The 16,014-nt window shown below is 66.0% G+C and carries 16 protein-coding genes; 1 reads left to right on the forward strand and 15 read right to left on the reverse strand.

Going from position 1 to position 16,014, the window contains the following annotated elements:
• Positions 1-4: 4 nt before the first annotated feature.
• Together AX767_RS08635 and AX767_RS08640 are read right to left on the reverse strand one after the other, a co-directional pair.
• Positions 5-1,675 carry an ATP-dependent DNA ligase gene (locus AX767_RS08635; RefSeq protein WP_068630446.1) on the reverse strand — a complete coding sequence of 557 codons (1,671 nt, stop codon included), beginning with the start codon at positions 1,673-1,675 and terminating at the stop codon, positions 5-7.
• A complete protein-coding gene (locus AX767_RS08640) occupies positions 1,672-2,751 on the reverse strand; it encodes a ligase-associated DNA damage response exonuclease (protein ID WP_237288598.1) in 1,080 nt (359 codons plus the stop codon). The genes AX767_RS08635 and AX767_RS08640 overlap by 4 nt, the downstream gene beginning before the upstream one ends.
• Before the next feature lie 277 nt (positions 2,752-3,028).
• Between AX767_RS08640 and AX767_RS21565 the strand changes: the two genes are divergently transcribed.
• Positions 3,029-3,325: a DUF1090 family protein gene (locus tag AX767_RS21565; protein WP_068630448.1), complete on the forward strand. Its 297-nt coding sequence runs from the start codon at positions 3,029-3,031 to the stop codon at positions 3,323-3,325.
• Between the two features lie 27 nt (positions 3,326-3,352).
• Here the strand turns inward: AX767_RS21565 and AX767_RS08650 are convergent, their stop codons facing one another.
• The 13 genes from AX767_RS08650 to AX767_RS08710 all read right to left on the reverse strand — a co-directional run bounded on the left by AX767_RS08650 (position 3,353) and on the right by AX767_RS08710 (position 15,988).
• Positions 3,353-3,865: a DUF3617 domain-containing protein gene (locus tag AX767_RS08650; RefSeq protein ID WP_068630450.1), complete on the reverse strand. Its 513-nt coding sequence runs from the start codon at positions 3,863-3,865 to the stop codon at positions 3,353-3,355.
• Positions 3,862-4,545 (reverse strand): phosphatase PAP2 family protein, encoded by a 684-nt coding sequence (locus AX767_RS08655; protein WP_082754921.1) that lies wholly within the window; start codon positions 4,543-4,545, stop codon positions 3,862-3,864. Before AX767_RS08655 ends, AX767_RS08650 begins: the two co-directional genes overlap by 4 nt.
• On the reverse strand, positions 4,530-5,684 hold the full coding sequence (locus AX767_RS08660) for a Gfo/Idh/MocA family protein (RefSeq protein WP_068630452.1): 1,155 nt from the start codon (positions 5,682-5,684) through the stop codon (positions 4,530-4,532). The genes AX767_RS08655 and AX767_RS08660 overlap by 16 nt, the downstream gene beginning before the upstream one ends.
• On the reverse strand, positions 5,684-6,652 hold the full coding sequence (locus tag AX767_RS08665) for a substrate-binding domain-containing protein (RefSeq protein ID WP_068630454.1): 969 nt from the start codon (positions 6,650-6,652) through the stop codon (positions 5,684-5,686). Before AX767_RS08665 ends, AX767_RS08660 begins: the two co-directional genes overlap by 1 nt.
• Positions 6,653-6,695: 43 nt before the next feature.
• A complete protein-coding gene (locus AX767_RS08670; protein WP_068630456.1) occupies positions 6,696-7,712 on the reverse strand; it encodes an ABC transporter permease in 1,017 nt (338 codons plus the stop codon).
• On the reverse strand, positions 7,681-9,195 hold the full coding sequence (locus tag AX767_RS08675) for a sugar ABC transporter ATP-binding protein (protein WP_068630458.1): 1,515 nt from the start codon (positions 9,193-9,195) through the stop codon (positions 7,681-7,683). The genes AX767_RS08670 and AX767_RS08675 overlap by 32 nt, the downstream gene beginning before the upstream one ends.
• Positions 9,192-10,361: an ROK family protein gene (locus AX767_RS08680; protein ID WP_068633496.1), complete on the reverse strand. Its 1,170-nt coding sequence runs from the start codon at positions 10,359-10,361 to the stop codon at positions 9,192-9,194. The genes AX767_RS08675 and AX767_RS08680 overlap by 4 nt, the downstream gene beginning before the upstream one ends.
• A gap of 213 nt (positions 10,362-10,574) precedes the next feature.
• A complete protein-coding gene (locus AX767_RS08685) occupies positions 10,575-10,994 on the reverse strand; it encodes a F0F1 ATP synthase subunit epsilon (RefSeq protein WP_068630460.1) in 420 nt (139 codons plus the stop codon).
• 18 nt (positions 10,995-11,012) lie between these two features.
• The gene (atpD, locus tag AX767_RS08690) at positions 11,013-12,428 is read right to left on the reverse strand and encodes a F0F1 ATP synthase subunit beta (protein WP_068630462.1); all 1,416 of its coding nucleotides are present in this window, start codon (positions 12,426-12,428) and stop codon (positions 11,013-11,015) included.
• Between the two features lie 50 nt (positions 12,429-12,478).
• Positions 12,479-13,354 carry a F0F1 ATP synthase subunit gamma gene (gene atpG / locus AX767_RS08695; protein ID WP_068630463.1) on the reverse strand — a complete coding sequence of 292 codons (876 nt, stop codon included), beginning with the start codon at positions 13,352-13,354 and terminating at the stop codon, positions 12,479-12,481.
• 24 nt (positions 13,355-13,378) lie between these two features.
• On the reverse strand, positions 13,379-14,932 hold the full coding sequence (gene atpA / locus AX767_RS08700; protein WP_068630465.1) for a F0F1 ATP synthase subunit alpha: 1,554 nt from the start codon (positions 14,930-14,932) through the stop codon (positions 13,379-13,381).
• Between the two features lie 47 nt (positions 14,933-14,979).
• Positions 14,980-15,510 carry a F0F1 ATP synthase subunit delta gene (locus AX767_RS08705; RefSeq protein WP_068630467.1) on the reverse strand — a complete coding sequence of 177 codons (531 nt, stop codon included), beginning with the start codon at positions 15,508-15,510 and terminating at the stop codon, positions 14,980-14,982.
• Between the two features lie 7 nt (positions 15,511-15,517).
• The gene (locus AX767_RS08710; RefSeq protein WP_068630469.1) at positions 15,518-15,988 is read right to left on the reverse strand and encodes a F0F1 ATP synthase subunit B; all 471 of its coding nucleotides are present in this window, start codon (positions 15,986-15,988) and stop codon (positions 15,518-15,520) included.
• Positions 15,989-16,014 lie beyond the last annotated feature (26 nt).

Here is a 16,014-nt window from a genome sequence, read left to right on the forward strand (position 1 = left end):
GGCCTCATCCCGGCAACAACGCCCCCAGCGTCTCCAGCGTATCCGCCTCCTCCACCGGTTTGTCCTCCCGCCACCGCAGCATGCGCGGGAAGCGCACCGCGATGCCGCTCTTGTGGCGCGTGCTTTTCGCGATCCCTTCGAAACCGAGCTCGAAGACCAGCGTCGGCTTCACGCTGCGCACGGGGCCGAAGCTCTCGATCGTGGTCTTACGGATGACGGCGTCGACGCGGTTCATCTCGGCATCGGTGAGGCCCGAATACGCCTTGGCGAAGGGCACGAGCTTGCGGTCTTCCTGGCCGGGCGGGCCGTCCCATACCGCGAAGGTGTAGTCGCTGTAGAGGCTGGCACGGCGGCCGTGGCCGCGCTGCGCGTAGATGAGCACGGCGTCGATGCTGAGCGGGTCGATCTTCCACTTCCACCAGGTCCCGACGTCCTTGGTGCGGCCCACGCCGTAGGCGGCGCGGCGCTGCTTCAACATCATCCCTTCGACGCCCATCGAGCGCGCGGCTTCGCGCTGGCGGGAGAGGTCGTTCCAGTCACTGCCGGTGAGCACCGGGCTTGCGATGAGTTGCGGATGCTGCAGCTGCGCCACGAGCTCGTCCATCGCGACGCGGCGTTCTTCCTGCGGCAGCGTGCGCTGGTCCTTGCCCTGCCATTCGAGCAGGTCGTAGGCGAGCAGCACGACCGGAATGTCGCGCAGGATCTTCGGGCCGAGCGTCTTGCGGCCGATGCGGCGCTGCAGTTCAGCGAAGGGCTGCACCTTGCCTTCACCGCCGGGCGATGTCTCATCCTTGCGCCACACGACGATCTCGCCATCGAGCACGGTGCCGTCGGGCAGCGCCTCGCCCATCGTCGCAAGTTCCGGAAAGCGATCGGTCACCAGTTCTTCGCCGCGCGACCACAGCCACACCTGCCCTGCGCGCTTGACCAGCTGGGCCCGGATGCCATCCCACTTCCACTCGATCAGCCAGTTCGCGGGCGCGCCGAGCAGCGCATCGAAGCGCTCGACCGGCTCGTTGAACGGATGTGCGAGAAAGAACGGGTACGGCTGGCCACTGGTCTGCTGGTTCTGTTCGCCATCGCTCTCGGGCGCGATGAGCGTGGCGTAATCGCGCGCCGAGGGCTGGCCGGCGATGTGCGTGTAGCCCATGAGGCGCTGCGCCACGCGCTTGGCGTCGATCGCGCCGACGGCGGCCAGCGCCTGCGTCACCTGCAGCTTCGACACGCCGACGCGGAAGGCGCCGGTCATGAGCTTGAAGTAGACCAGGCGCTCGTCCGGTGCGAGCTGGCGCCACTGCGCGCGCAGCGTGTCGGCGAGCTGGTCGGGCGGTGTCTTTCGCAGCGGCAGCAGGCGCTCTTCGATCCACACGGCCAGACCGATGTCGTGTGCTTCGGTCGGTGGCGGCAGCAGCAGCGCGATGGTTTCGGCCAGGTCGCCGACCGCCTCGTAGCTTTCGTCGAACAGCCACTCGGGCAGGCCGGCCGCCTCCTGTGCGAGCAGCCGCAGCAGCTTGGTCGGCACCAGTTGCCGCGGCTTGCCGCCGGCCAGAAAGTAGACGGCCCAGGCCGCGTCTTCCTGCGCGGCGTCCAGCAGATAGCGCTGCAGCGCAGCCTGCTTGGCGAGGCTCGATGTGGTGGCGTCGAGTTCGCGATAAAGGGCGGCGAAGGCTTTCATGCCGGTGCGCTGGCGGGGGGCACTTCCGCCTTGTCCGCCACGTCCTCGTCGCCGTACTCCGTCTTGAAGCCCTGCGCTTCCAGGCCGTTCTCCGTCAGCCAGCGCACCAGCACCGCGACGCTGCCGTGCGTGACGAACACGCGCTCGGCACCGGTGCCGGCGATGGCCTTCTGCAGTCCGGGCCAGTCGGCGTGGTCGCTCATCACGAAGCCGCGGTCGACACCGCGACGACGCCGCGTGCCGCGCAGCTGCATCCAGCCGCTCGCGAACGCATCCGAGTAGTGGCCGAAGCGGCGCATCCACGGCGTGCCCTGCGCCGACGGCGGCGCGAGCACAAGTGCGCGCTTGAGCATCTGCGGATTCACGCCGGGGTCGCTCACGCGCAGCGTCGGCGGCAGCGCGACGCCGGCCGCGCGATAGACCGCGTTGAGCGGCTCGACCGCACCGTGCACCACGATCGGCCCGATCGACGCGTCCGCGCCATGCAGGATGCGCTGCGCCTTGCCGAACGCGTAGCAGAGCAGCACCGAGGCGCGTCCGTCGTCCGCATTGCGACGCCACCAGGCGTTGATGTCGGCGCTCAGTTGCGCCTGCGTCGGCCAGCGGTAGATCGGCAGACCGAAGGTCGATTCGGTGATGAAGGTGTCGCACGGCACCGGCTCGAACGGCGTGCAGGTGCCGTCGGGCTCGGTCTTGTAGTCGCCCGACGCGACCCACACGCGGCCTCCGTGTTCGAGCCGCACCTGCGCAGACCCGAGCACATGGCCGGCCGGATGCAGCGAGATGCGCACGCCGTTCTGCACGACCGCTTCGCCGTAGGGCAGCGTCTGCAAGGTGATGTCGGCGCCGAGTCGCGTGCGCAGCGTGCCTTCGCTGTCGGTCTGCGCGAGGTAGTGGTTGTGGCCGACGCGCGCATGGTCCGAATGCGCGTGCGTGATGACGGCGCGATCGACCGCCCGCCACGGGTCGATGTAGAAATCGCCCGGCGGACAGTACAGGCCTTCGGGCCGCGCAACCACGAGATCGTCGGGGCGGGACGCAAAACTGACAGGAGTCGACGGCACGTGCATGGACATGGCCGGCCATCGTAGGCGCTGCGTCTTTCGAACACGCCGATTCGGCACCGCGAAGCGTTGTCGGCAGCGGCCTACGCCCACCCCGGCCAGGCCCGTTCGCCGCGCGGCGCGTGCTGTTGCCACACTGGCTGGATCAGGAATCTTCAGTAGCGCCGAGAATCGGTGGATGACACTCTGCACGATGCGATCGCTCAATGACGACAGCCCAGGCCGACCGCCACGCGATCGCGTCAGTCACAGGGCACGACATGCATTCTTGTTGGGGACTGCCTGCGCTTTGCTGGCGCTTGCCGCGACCACCTCGGCACAACCTGTGGGGCCAGACAGCCTGGACTGCGCCCGGCAAGACGCCGTTCAACGCCAGATGGAAGCTGCCAAACAAAAAGGGCAAATGCTTCGCAGGCAGCGGCTGGAAACGGAACTCGCCACGTTGAACACTCGCTGCGGCAAAGAAAGCAAGTCGTTCACGCGGCTCGATCAGATCGGTCAACAGCAACAACTGGTCCGCGAACTCGAGCTTGAGTTGCAGGAAGCCCGGGACATACTGCGGGCGCTTACCGCACAACGTCCGTAGCGCGGGCGCCATTGCACGCGCAGCGCGCTACTTCTTCTTTAAGCTGCCCATCACCTCGAGAATGTTCATCTTCACGCCCCCCGGCATGACCGTGTCGCCCGGCTTCTGGTCGGCCTTGCAGGGACCGATCCACTTCGCGTCGAGCGTCATCTTGCCCTCGTTCTTACCCATGAATGGCGGCTTGTAAGTCGACGTGCTTTCCATGCGGTAGGCCGAGCTCAGGTCGCCCGTCATCACCGCGTGCGTGGTGGCGGTGCTCGGGCCGAGGTTGCAGACCGAATCGAGCACCAGCTTGCCGCCTTCGTTGCGCAGGTCGTTTTTGGCGCACGCCATCTTGCTGGCGCCTTGGCCCAGGTCGCGCAAGGCCTGGTCGGTCCTGGCGTCGATGCACTGCTGCACGGTTTGCGACGGATTCGTGTCGCCGACGCTGGTGGTCTTGAGCTCCCACAGGCCGGGCTTGCGCGGCGGATAGTCGGCGGCCAAGGCCGCCGAAGCGCCGGCCAAAAGGCACGGGAGAACGAAAGCGAGTCGGAGGTTCATCCCCGGTTTGTACCGGCAGAACGCGACAACGCAAATAGCGCGATCGGTCTAAAACAGAAGGCGCCGCCGAGCAGCAGCCCGCCGGCCACGTCGATCACCACGTGCTGGCGCACCGCCATCGTCGAATAGACGATACCGACCGCCCACGCGACGTTGAGCACGCGCACCCACGCCGGCGCACCGACTTCCTTCAGTTGGCGCGCGAGAAACCAGCAGGCGAACACCGAGAACGACACGTGCAGCGACGGGAACGCATTGCCCACCGCGTCGGTGGTCTTCAGGAAATGCAGCGCCGGATGCATGACGCCCTCGATCGGGAAGATCGGCACCGCCGTCGGCAGGAACCAGAAGATGGTGAGCGCGATCGCACTCATGAGCGCGGCGCTGATTGCGAATGCGCCGAGCTCGCGCAGGTCCTTCGCGAAGGCCGGCGGCAGCGCGAGGTAGAGCCAGAGCGACGCATAGAGCGGCAGCGCCGCGACGCGCAGTTCGAGCCAGCGATCGATCGGCGTGAGCGGCAACACCCAGGCGTGCGGCAACGCGCGCTGCATCACCGCGAAATACAGGACGAAGAAGCCGACCGTGGCGACGGTGTTGCCGACGAGCTTGAGCAGGAACAGGGTGGACCAGCGACGGCCGAGCGCGACGTGCCAGGGCGGCGGAGCTACCAGGCCGTCCACTTACTCTCGCTCGCGTCCGAAGCGACGGTGCGCTCGATGAAGCGCACACCCCGCGCGCCGTCTTCCACACGCGGGTAATCCGCCGCGATCGGCTCGGCGACGTGGCCTGCGAGCCGTGCGCGAATGTCCGCGGCCACGCCGGCGTACACGTTCGCGAACGCTTCGATGAAGCCTTCGGGATGCCCGCTCGGCAACCGGCTCGCGCGCCGTGCCGATTCGCACAGCCACGGCGAGCCGCGCGTGAGTATCTGCTTGGGTCCGTCATGCGGGTAATGGATCAACTCACTTGGCGCTTCCTGCCGCCAGTCGAGCGTGCCGAGCGTTCCGGAGATGCGCAGGCGCAGGTCGTTCTCGACGCCCGTGTGGATCTGCGAGGCCACCAGCACGCCACGCGCGCCGCCCGCGAAGCGCAACAGCAGGCTGCCGTCGTCGTCGAGCGCGCGACCCGGCACCAGTGCGCCGAGGTCGGCACAGAGCGCCTCGATTTCGAGGCCGGTCACGGTGGCCAGCAGGTTCTCGGCGTGCGAGCCGATGTCGCCGATGGCACCGGCCGCGCCGCTGCGCGCCGGGTCGGTGCGCCAGCCGGCCTGCTTGTTGCCCTCGGCTTCGAGGTGCGTGGCGAGCCAGCCCTGGTTGTATTCGACGACCACCTTGCGCAAGGTGCCGAGCTGGCCGCTTCGCACCATCTCGCGCGCCTGGCGGACCATCGGATAGCCGGTGTAGTTGTAGGTGACACCGAAGACGGTGCCTTGCTTGTGCACCGCGGCGACGAGCGCATCGGCCTCTGCGCGCGTGTGCACCAGCGGCTTGTCGCAGACGACATGAAAGCCGGCCTCGACAAACGCCTTCGCCACCGGGAAGTGCACGTGGTTCGGCGTGACGATCGAGACGAAGTCGATGCGCTCCTCGGGCGACCGCCGGAGCTCGTCGGCCAGGAGGGATTGCCAGTCGCCGTGGTTGCGGTCGTCGGCCAGGAACACGTCGCGGCCCGAGGCCCGCGCCTTGTCCGGGCTCGACGAGAGCGCGCCGGCGACCAGTTCGATCTGGCCGTCCAGCGCCATGGCCTTGCGGTGCACGGCGCCGATGAAGGCGTCGCGCCCACCGCCGACCATGGCGTAGCGCAGCTTGCGAGACACCATCAGAACGGCGAATCGGGGAAGTAGAATTCCTTGGCGTTGTCCTTGGTGATCAACACCGACGGAATGATCGTCGTGGCCGGCAGCTTCTCGCCCTTCAGGCGCGCTTCGGCAGTGAGCTTGATCGCGTCGTAGATGAACTTCGGCGAGTAGCTCACGTCGGCCGCGATGCGCGGGTCCTTCGCGTCCATGATGGTCTTGACCATGCCCTTGGCGCCCGCACCGCCGAACACCACCTTGATGTCGGTGCGCTTGGCCTGCTCGATGGCCTTGAGCACGCCCACGGCCATGTCGTCGTCGGCGGCCCAGATGGCGTCGATCTGCTTGAAGCGCGTGAGGTAGTCCTGCGTGACCTTGAAGGCGTCGTCGCGGTTCCAGTTGGCGTACTTGGCATCGAGCAGCTTGATGTCCGGCGAGCCCTTGAGCACGGCGTTGAAGGCGTCCATGCGTTCGTTGTCGAGCGTGGTCGCGATGCCGCGCAGCGCCACCACGTTGCCCTTGCCGCCCAGCGCCTTCACGATGTACTCGGCCGGGATGCGGCCGAAGGCGGTGTTGTCGCCGGCGACGTAGGCGTCCTGCGCGCTGGTGTCGGTCAGGCCGCGATCGACCACGGTGACGTAGGCGCCCTTGGCCTTGACCTGCGCGACCGGCTTGGTCAGCGCGGCCGACTCGAACGGAAACACGACGAGCGCGTTGATCTTCGTGACGGTGCTCAGGTCCTGCAGCTGGTTGGCCTGCTCGGGCGCGTTGGCCGCGGTCTTGATGGTGATCTTCAGGTCCTTGTGCTGCTTTTCCAGGTCCTTCTTGGCCTGGTTCGCCCAGTAGTTGATGCCGCCCATGAAGCTGTGCGTGGCGGCCGGGATCGACACGCCGAGGTTGACCTTCTCGGCGGCGAGCGCAGGCAGGCTGGTGAGCGCGATGGCCGCGGTGGCAACCGCGGTGAGCGCGAGGCGACGGGTGAGGGTTGTCATGCTGGATGTCTCCTTGGTGGTGGATGAAACGGGAACGGAAAACTCAACGCCGGCCGCGCTGCAGGAACGCGACGATGATGATCACGAAGCCCTGCACGGCGGCGTTCAGGTAGACGCTGATGACGCTGGTGAGGTTCAGGATGTTGCTGATGACCGAGAGCAGGATCGCGCCGATCACCGTGCCGGTGATGCTGCCGGCGCCGCCTTTGAGCGCGGTGCCGCCGACGATCACCGCGGCAATGGCTTCGAGTTCCCACAGCAGGCCGGTGGTGGGCGAGGCGGAGCCGAGGCGCGGCACGTACAGCAGCGTCGCGATGCCGACACACACGCCGAGCAGCACATAGGTAAGGATTTTCACGCGGTCGACATCGACCGCGGCATAGCGCGCGACCTGCTCGTTGGAGCCGATCGCCTGCACATAGCGGCCGTAGGCGGTGCGGTTCAGGATCACGCCGCCGACGACCGCCACGGCCACGAACACCCACACCGGCACCGGGATGCCCAGCAGGCTCGCGTAATACACGGGCGCGTAGAGGTCCGACAGGTTGTTGTCCAGCGTGAGCGCGCCGCCGTCGGCGAAATACGTGAGGTAGGCGCGGAAGATGCCGAGCGTGCCCAGCGTCACGATGAAGGGCTCGATGCGGCCCTTGGTGATGAGCAGGCCGTGCGCCAGCCCGAACAACGCGCCCAACAGCACCGCGAGCGTCGCGCCCGCCATCACGGCGAGCAAAGGCGAGCCGAGTGCCGGGCCGGCCCAGTTGATGAACATGATCACGCTGCCTGCGATGAGCGCCGCCATCGACCCCACCGAGAGGTCGATGCCGCCCGAGATGATCACGAAGCACATGCCCACCGCGATGATGCCGATGAAGGCGGTGCGCGTGAGCACGTTCATCGCGTTGTCGACGGTCACGAAGTCGCTGTTGAGCAGCGTGCCTGCGATGCAGAGCAACACGAGGCCTGCGATCGGGCCGATGCCGCGCAGCCTTTCGGCCCAGCGGGGTTTGGCTTCAGCGCGGTGCGCCGCGTCAGGCGTGTTCTGGGGCTGTTCCGGTGGCATGAGCGATAAGCCCCTCTTCGGTGAGATGTTCGGCGTCCAGCGTGGTGACGATCCGGCCCGCGCGCATCACCGCGACGCGGTGGCACAGGCCGATCAATTCCATCAGCTCGGACGAGACGACGATCACGGCGAGCCCTTCGCGGGCCAGTCGCTGGATCAGGAAATAGATGTCGCGCTTGGCCCCGACGTCGACACCGCGCGTGGGCTCGTCGAGCACCACGACTTTCGGTCGGGGTTGGAGCACTTTCGCGAGCGCGAGCTTCTGCTGGTTGCCGCCCGAGAGCGACGACGCGCGCACGTCGAGCGAGCCGGTGCGGATGCCGTAGTCCTGCACCGCTTCGGCCAGCGCCGCGCGCTCGGCTTCTGGCTGGAGCCAGGGCCGCGCGTATCGCTCGAGCGCCATCAGCGTGAGGTTCTGGCGCAAGCCGAAGTCGACGTGCAGGCCCTTGCCCTTGCGGTCTTCGCTGAGGTAGGTGAAGCCGTGCCGTGCGGCATCGCGCGGGTTGCGCAGCTTCACCGGCTGGCCGAGCATCTGCACATCGCCGCTGCCGGGGCGCAGGCCTATCAGCCCCTCGAAGAGTTCGGTGCGGCCCGCACCGACGAGGCCTGCGAAGCCGAGGATCTCGCCCGCATGCACTTCGAAGCCAGCGTCTCGCGCCCAGCCGGGCACATTGAAGTGGCGCACACGCATGGCGGGGGCATCGCTGACGACGACTGCATCGCGTGGCGGGTACAGGTCCGACAGCTCGCGCCCAACCATGAGGTTGGCCATCTGGTGGCGCGTGACGTCCGCCGTCTGCGCGCGAGCGACAAAACGGCCGTCGCGCATGACGATGACTTCATCGGTGACGCGCTCCACCTCGTCCAGCTTGTGCGAGATGTAGACGATGGTCACGCCGTCGGCACGCAGCTGTGCGATGAGCTTGAAGAGACGTTCGGTTTCGCCGGGCGTGAGCGTCGCGGTCGGCTCGTCCATGATCAGGAGTCGCGCGCGCCGGGCGATCGCCTTGGCGATCTCGACCAGTTGCTTCTCGGCCACGATCAGGCGACGCACCTTGGTGGTCGGGTCGATCTGCAAGCCAACCGCTGCGAGCGCGGCCGCAGCGTCGCGCGCCATGGCCGCATCGTCGAGTAGCCAGCCGTTTTTCTTTTCGTGGCCGAGGAAGATGTTCTGCGCCACGCTCAGGTCTTCGGCGAGGTTGAACTCCTGGTGGATCAACACGATGCCCAGCGCCTCGGCGTCACGCGAACTGCCGAACACCTGCTGCGAGCCATTGATCTGCAACGTGCCGCCCGTCAGGGTTTCATAGCCGGCGAGGATCTTCATCAGCGTCGATTTGCCGGCGCCGTTTTCGCCGAGCAGGCCATACACGCGGCCCGGCGCGAGCGCGAAGCTCACACCGTGCAGCACCTGCACCGGCCCGAAGCTTTTGACGACGTCGTGGAACGCGACGGCCACGCTGTGCTTGACGGGATTGTTCATGGTGCGACGCCTCGCGCCTTCAGTGTTTCGTGCATCGCCAGCACGCCCGCGCCGATCACGCCGCCCTGCGCGCCGAGCGGTGTGTACTGGATTTCCAAGTGTCGGGTCGAGAGCGCGAGCGAACGCTGGTAGACGCTCTGGCGCACCGCCGCAAGAAACAGCGGCCCGATGCGCGTGATGCCGCCGCCGATGAACACGTGCGACGGATTGAAGAAATTCACCACCGACGCCAGCATCTGGCCGATCAGGCTGCCGGCGCGCTGGATGATGTCGTTGGCCGCGGCGTCGCCCGCACGGCTGGCCTCGCCGACATGCTGCGCATCGATGTGGCCGTGCGTGCGAAGGCATTCGGCCAGCGCGTCGCTGTCGCCGGCCTCCGCGGCCTCGACGGCCATGCGCGTGATCGCGGGTCCTGCCGCCATCACCTCGACGCAGCCGACGTTGCCGCAGTGGCAGCGCGGGCCTTCCTGATCGACGCAGATGTGGCCGACGTCACCCGCCGAGCCGGCCGCGCCGCGGTACACGACGCCGTGGCACACGATGCCGCAGCCGATGCCGGTCCCGTCCTTGATCACGAGGAAGTTGGTGAGCGAGCGCTGCAGGCGCCAGAGTTCGCCGAGCGCCATCAGGTTGACGTCGTTGTCGACGAACACCGGCGCGGCGTAGTCCTCGCGCAGGTAGTCGCGGATCGAAAAACCGTCCCAGGCCGGCATCAGCGGCGGGTTGACCAACTGGCCGATCTCGAAATTGACCGGACCCGGCACGCCGATGCCGATGCCGATGACATCGCGTGCGCTGCGGCCGCACTGGGCAAGCAACTCGCGCATGAGGACGCGGACGCGGGCCAGAACCACGCCCGGGCCGCGCTTCACGTCGGCCGCCTCAGCGCGATGGGCCAGCACGGCGAGGTCCGGGCTGAGCACCGCCACATCGAGGCTGGTGGCCCCGATGTCGATGCCGACCACGACGCCCAGAGAACCGTTGAGTTGAAGATTTTCAGGGCGGCGACCGCCCGAGGAACGCTGCAGCCCGGATTCGGCGAGCAGGCCCTGGGCCACCAGGCCGGCGATCAGCGCATTCGCCTTGCTCTTGGAAAAACCGAGCCGTTCGGCCATGCCATGCCGCGAGCCGCCGGCCGACCAGAAGGTCGTTTCCAGCAACTGCATTTCGTCGGCTGTCAGTCCGCTCCAGCGTTCCACGCGGTGTCTCCAATGTCTCTTGCCGCCGGTCTTGGTGCCGGGCGAACGCGAATGGTAGAGGCGCAGCTTCAGCCAGACAAGGCTTATCTTCGACCGAATAAAGACCGAAGTGGTTTTTGGCGTGCCCAAAGCAAAAGCCGCCCGAAGGCGGCTTTCAATGCGGCAAGCAACGCTTGGCGCTTACTTCTTCTGGCGGTATTTGCGCAGCGCAGCGATCTGGGCGGCCATCACCAGTAACTCCGACTGCGCCATCGCGATGTCGATGTCGGTCTTGGCGTTCTTGAGCGCTTCCTCGGCGGCGGCCTTGGCCTGGTTCGCCTTTTCGTCGTCGAGGTCCTTGCCGCGGATCGCGGTGTCGGACAACACGGTGACGGCGTTGGGCTGCACTTCGAGAATGCCGCCCGCGACGAACACGAATTCCTCGCCTCCGTCGGCCATCTCGATGCGCACGGCGCCCGGACGGATGCGGGTGATCAGCGGCGTGTGACGCGGATAGATGCCGAGCTCGCCGGTTTCACCGGGCAGCGCGACGAACCTCGCCTCGCCCGAGAAGATCGACGCTTCCGCGCTGACCACGTCGACGTGAATGGTGTTTGCCATGGGGGTTCCTTGGCCGCTTTACGCGACTTTCTTGGCCTTTTCGAACGCCTCGTCGATGCCGCCCACCATGTAGAACGCCTGTTCCGGCAGGTGGTCGGCTTCGCCGTTCACGATCATCTTGAAACCACGGATGGTTTCGGCCAGCGGCACGTACTTGCCCGGCGAGCCTGTGAACACTTCGGCCACGTGGAACGGCTGCGAGAAGAAGCGCTGGATCTTGCGCGCACGGGCCACGGCGAGCTTGTCGTCGGGGGCCAGTTCGTCCATGCCCAGAATCGCGATGATGTCGCGCAGTTCCTTGTAGCGCTGCAGCATGCCCTGCACGGCGCGGGCCGTGTTGTAGTGCTCTTCGCCGACCACGTTCGGGTCGAGCTGGCGCGAGGTCGAGTCCAGCGGGTCGACCGCCGGGTAGATGCCGAGCGACGCGATGTCGCGCGACAAGGCCACGGTCGAATCCAGATGGGCGAAGGTGGTGGCAGGCGACGGGTCGGTGTAATCGTCCGCAGGCACGTACACGGCCTGGATCGAGGTGATCGAGCCGACCTTGGTCGACGTGATGCGCTCTTGCAGGCGGCCCATTTCCTCGGCCAGCGTTGGCTGGTAGCCCACGGCGGAAGGCATCCGGCCCAGCAGTGCCGACACTTCGGTACCGGCCAGCGTGTAGCGGTAGATGTTGTCCACGAAGAACAGCACGTCGCGGCCTTCGTCGCGGAACGATTCGGCAATGGTCAGGCCGGTCAGCGCCACGCGCAGACGGTTGCCCGGCGGCTCATTCATCTGGCCGTAGACCATGGCCACTTTCGACTCTTCGAGGTTCTCGAGGTTCACGACGCCGGAGTCGGCCATCTCGTGATAGAAGTCGTTGCCTTCGCGGGTCCGCTCGCCCACACCGGCGAACACCGACACGCCCGAGTGGGCCTTGGCGATGTTGTTGATGAGTTCCATCATGTTCACGGTCTTGCCCACGCCGGCACCACCGAACAGGCCCACCTTGCCGCCCTTGGCGAACGGGCAGATCAGGTCGATCACCTTGATGCCGGTTTCCAGCAGGTCTTGCGATGGCGACAGTTCGTCGTAGGCAGGTGCCTTGCGATGGATCGATGCGGTGAGCTCATGGCTGACCGGACCGCGTTCGTCGATCGGCGCGCCGAGCACGTCCATGATGCGACCCAGCGTGGCCTTGCCGACCGGCACCGTGATGGGTGCGTTGGTGTTGCTCACCATCAGGCCGCGGCGCAGGCCGTCGGACGAACCGAGCGCAATGGTGCGCACGATGCCGTCGCCGAGTTGCTGCTGCACCTCGAGCGTCAGCGCGCTGCCTTCGAACTTCAGGGCGTCGTAAATCCGGGGCATCTGGTCACGCGGAAATTCCACGTCGACCACGGCGCCGATGCATTGAACGATCTTGCCTTGTGCTGCGTTTGCTTGAGCCATGTGTGCTCCGATAAAAGTTGTTTGGGGGGACGTCGACAGTGGGCGGCGACTCAGACGCCGGCGGCGGCTGCCGCGCCCGCGACGATCTCGGACAGTTCTTTGGTGATGCCGGCCTGGCGCGTCTTGTTGTAGATCAGCTTGAGCTCGCCGATCACATTGCCGGCGTTGTCGGTCGCGGCCTTCATCGCCACCATGCGCGCCGAATGTTCGGACGCCATGTTTTCAGCGACCGCCTGGTACACCAGCGATTCGACATAGCGAACAAGCAGCTCGTCGATCACGCTTTGCGCATCGGGTTCGTAGATGTAGTCCCACGAATGCGCGCCGGCCTCGGTTTGAAGCGAGTCGGCAGCCAGCGGCAGCAACTGCTCGACCACCGGCTCCTGCTTGATCGTGTTGATGAACTTCGTGTAGCAGAGATAGACCGCCGAGATCTTGCCTTCGGCGTATGCGTCGAGAAGCGTCTTGACCGGGCCGATCAGCTTGTCCAGATGCGGCACATCGCCCAGGTGGGTGACGTGCGCCACCACGCGGGCACCGATGCGGTTGAGGAACCCCAGACCCTTGCTGCCGATCGCGACCGATTCGATCGCGACACCGTTCGCCTGCGCCTCGCGCAGCTTGACAGTCACGGCGCGCAGCAGGTTGGTGTTCAACCCGCCGCACAGGCCCTTGTCGCTGGTCACGATGATGAAGCCGATGCCCTTGGCTTCGTTCGTCTTCATGAACGCGTGGGTGTACTCGGGGTTCGCCTTGCCGAGGTTGGCCGCGATGTTGCGAATCTTCTCGCTGTAGGGGCGAGCAGCGCGCATGCGTTCCTGCGCCTTGCGCATCTTGGAAACCGAGACCATTTCCATGGCCTTGGTGATCTTCTTGGTGTTTTCCACCGATTTGATCTTGCCGCGGATTTCCTTACCAGCTGCCATGAGTGTTCCTTGCTTGGTCGACGATCAGGCGAACGACTTCTTGAACGACGTGATGGCCGTCGTCAGTTCGGCTTCTGCGTCCTTGTCGAGGGCCTTGGCCTTCTCGATCTTGTCGAGCAGCGCCGCGTGGCTCGACTTCAGGTACTGGTGCAGGCCGTGTTCGAACGGCAGCACTTTCTTGATTTCGAGGTCGTCCATGAAGCCCTTGTTCACGGCGAACAGCGTGGCGCCCATCAGCGAGATCGGCAGCGGGCTGTACTGCGCCTGCTTGAGCAATTCGGTGACGCGGGCACCGCGGTCGAGTTGCTTGCGGGTCGCTTCGTCCAGGTCGGAGGCGAACTGCGCGAACGCAGCCAACTCGCGGTACTGGGCCAGGTCGGTACGGATACCGCCGGACAGGCTCTTGATGATCTTGGTCTGCGCCGACGAACCCACGCGCGACACCGAGATACCGGCGTTGATTGCGGGGCGAATGCCGGCATTGAACAGGCTGGTTTCCAGGAAGATCTGGCCGTCGGTGATCGAGATCACATTGGTCGGCACGAAAGCGGACACGTCGCCGGCTTGCGTTTCGATGATCGGCAGTGCCGTCAGCGAACCGGTCTTGCCCTTCACTTCGCCCTTGGTGAAGGCTTCGACGTAGTCGGCGTTCACCCGGGCGGCGCGCTCGAGCAAGCGGCTATGGAGATAGAACACGTCGCCGGGATAGGCTTCGCGGCCTGGCGGGCGGCGCAGCAGCAGCGACACTTGGCGGTACGCAACAGCTTGCTTGGACAGGTCGTCATAGACGATCAGTGCGTCTTCGCCGCGGTCGCGGAAGTATTCGCCCATCGTGCAGCCCGAGTACGCCGAAACGTACTGCATCGCGGCCGATTCCGAAGCGGAAGCCGCGACCACGATGGTGTAGTCCATGGCGCCGGCTTGTTCCAGCGAGCGCACCACGTTCTTGATCGACGACGCCTTCTGACCGATGGCGACGTAGATGCACGTCACGCCCTGGCCCTTCTGGTTGATGATCGCGTCGATGGCCACGGCGGTCTTGCCGGTCTGGCGGTCGCCAATGATCAGCTCGCGCTGGCCACGGCCGATCGGCACCATCGAGTCGATGGACTTCAGGCCGGTTTGCAGCGGCTGATCGACCGACTTGCGTGCGATCACGCCCGGGGCGACCTTTTCGATCACGTCGGTCATCGTGGCATTGATCGGACCCTTGCCGTCGATCGGCTGGCCCAGGGCATTCACCACGCGGCCGATCAGTTCGGGGCCGACCGGCACTTCCAGGATGCGGCCCGTGCACTTCACGGTGTCGCCTTCGGAGATGTGCTCGTATTCGCCCAGAATCACGGCGCCGACCGAGTCGCGCTCGAGATTCAGCGCCAGGCCGAACGACGGCGTGCCGTCAGCACTTGGCGGAAATTCGAGCATTTCGCCCTGCATCGCGTCCGACAGGCCGTGCACGCGCACGATGCCATCGGTCACCGAGACGACGGTGCCCTGATTGCGAATGTCGGCGCTGACACCCAGACCCTCGATACGGCTCTTGATCAGTTCGGAAATTTCTGCGGGATTGAGTTGCATGACTCTTTCCTTCTTTCAATAAATAGGGCCAACGGCCACTCCCCGCATCAAGCGGTGAGCGCTGCTTTCATTTGCTCGAGACGAGCCTTCACGGAGGTGTCGAGGACTTCGTCACCCACCACGACGCGAATGCCGCCGATCAGCGACGGGTCGGACTCGACCCGTGTCGTCAGCTTGCGGCCGAAGCGGCGCTCCAGCGCCACGCCGACGTCGTGCAACTCTGCATCGGCGATCGGAAAGGCGCTGTAGATCACCGCGTCCGAAGCGCCGCTCTGCGCGTTCATGAGCGCGCGATACTGGACGGCGACCTCGGGCAGCGCAGCGATGCGTCGGTTGTCGATCACGGCGCGCAGGAAGTTCTTGCCGTGTTCAGGCAAGCCCGGCGACATCAGCCCGGACACCAGGTCAAAGACCTGTTCCGCCGACACCTTCGGGTCGGAAGCGAACTGCTGCAGCTGGGGGCTGCCGGCGATCACGGCGAGCTGGTCGATCCAGCCGGCCGCACCTGCGACGTCGGCCGACGAGGCATCGAACAGCGCATCGGCGTACGGACGAGCAATGGTGGCGAGTTCGGCCATGTCGTCCTCAGAGCTCGGTCTTCAAGCGAGCGAGCAGGTCGGCGTGGACGCCCGCATTGACTTCCTTGCGGAGAATCTGCTCGGCACCCTTGACGGCCAGCGCGGCCACCTGCTCGCGCAGCGCCTCACGGGCTCGCACGGATTGCTGCTCGGCCTCGGCATGCGCAGCGGCGACGATCTTGTCGCCCTCCACCGTGGCACGGCCCTTGGCCTCTTCGACGATTTGCTGGGCACGGCGCTCGGCGTCGGCCAGCAGGCTGGTCGTTTCGTTGCGGGACTTCACCAGTTCCTGCTCGACGCGCTGATTGGCAGAAGCGAGTTCCGCCTTGGCCTTCTCGGCGGCCGCCAGGCCCGCGGCGATCTTTTGTGCGCGTTCGTCCAGCGCCTTTGCGATGGGCGGCCACACGAATTTCATCGTGAACAGCACCAGCAGCAGGAAGACGATGGCCTGAACGAACAGGGTCGCGTTGATACTCACGGCAACACCTTTCTTGAGTGGCGTTG

It is taken from the genome of Variovorax sp. PAMC 28711 (assembly GCF_001577265.1).
Taxonomy (GTDB): domain Bacteria; phylum Pseudomonadota; class Gammaproteobacteria; order Burkholderiales; family Burkholderiaceae_C; genus Variovorax.

Excerpts from the sequence above, each read along its gene's own strand:
- AX767_RS08635 (WP_068630446.1), bottom strand. The coding sequence starts at position 1,675 with ATGAAAGCCTTCGCCGCCCTTTATCGCGAACTCGACGCCACCACATCG.
- AX767_RS08640 (WP_237288598.1), bottom strand. The coding sequence starts at position 2,751 with ATGTCCATGCACGTGCCGTCGACTCCTGTCAGTTTTGCGTCCCGCCCC.
- AX767_RS08650 (WP_068630450.1), bottom strand. The coding sequence starts at position 3,865 with ATGAACCTCCGACTCGCTTTCGTTCTCCCGTGCCTTTTGGCCGGCGCT.
- AX767_RS08660 (WP_068630452.1), bottom strand. The coding sequence starts at position 5,684 with ATGGTGTCTCGCAAGCTGCGCTACGCCATGGTCGGCGGTGGGCGCGAC.
- AX767_RS08665 (WP_068630454.1), bottom strand. The coding sequence starts at position 6,652 with ATGACAACCCTCACCCGTCGCCTCGCGCTCACCGCGGTTGCCACCGCG.
- AX767_RS08670 (WP_068630456.1), bottom strand. The coding sequence starts at position 7,712 with ATGCCACCGGAACAGCCCCAGAACACGCCTGACGCGGCGCACCGCGCT.
- AX767_RS08675 (WP_068630458.1), bottom strand. The coding sequence starts at position 9,195 with ATGAACAATCCCGTCAAGCACAGCGTGGCCGTCGCGTTCCACGACGTC.
- AX767_RS08680 (WP_068633496.1), bottom strand. The coding sequence starts at position 10,361 with ATGCAGTTGCTGGAAACGACCTTCTGGTCGGCCGGCGGCTCGCGGCAT.
- AX767_RS08685 (WP_068630460.1), bottom strand. The coding sequence starts at position 10,994 with ATGGCAAACACCATTCACGTCGACGTGGTCAGCGCGGAAGCGTCGATC.
- atpD (WP_068630462.1), bottom strand. The coding sequence starts at position 12,428 with ATGGCTCAAGCAAACGCAGCACAAGGCAAGATCGTTCAATGCATCGGC.
- atpG (WP_068630463.1), bottom strand. The coding sequence starts at position 13,354 with ATGGCAGCTGGTAAGGAAATCCGCGGCAAGATCAAATCGGTGGAAAAC.
- atpA (WP_068630465.1), bottom strand. The coding sequence starts at position 14,932 with ATGCAACTCAATCCCGCAGAAATTTCCGAACTGATCAAGAGCCGTATC.
- AX767_RS08705 (WP_068630467.1), bottom strand. The coding sequence starts at position 15,510 with ATGGCCGAACTCGCCACCATTGCTCGTCCGTACGCCGATGCGCTGTTC.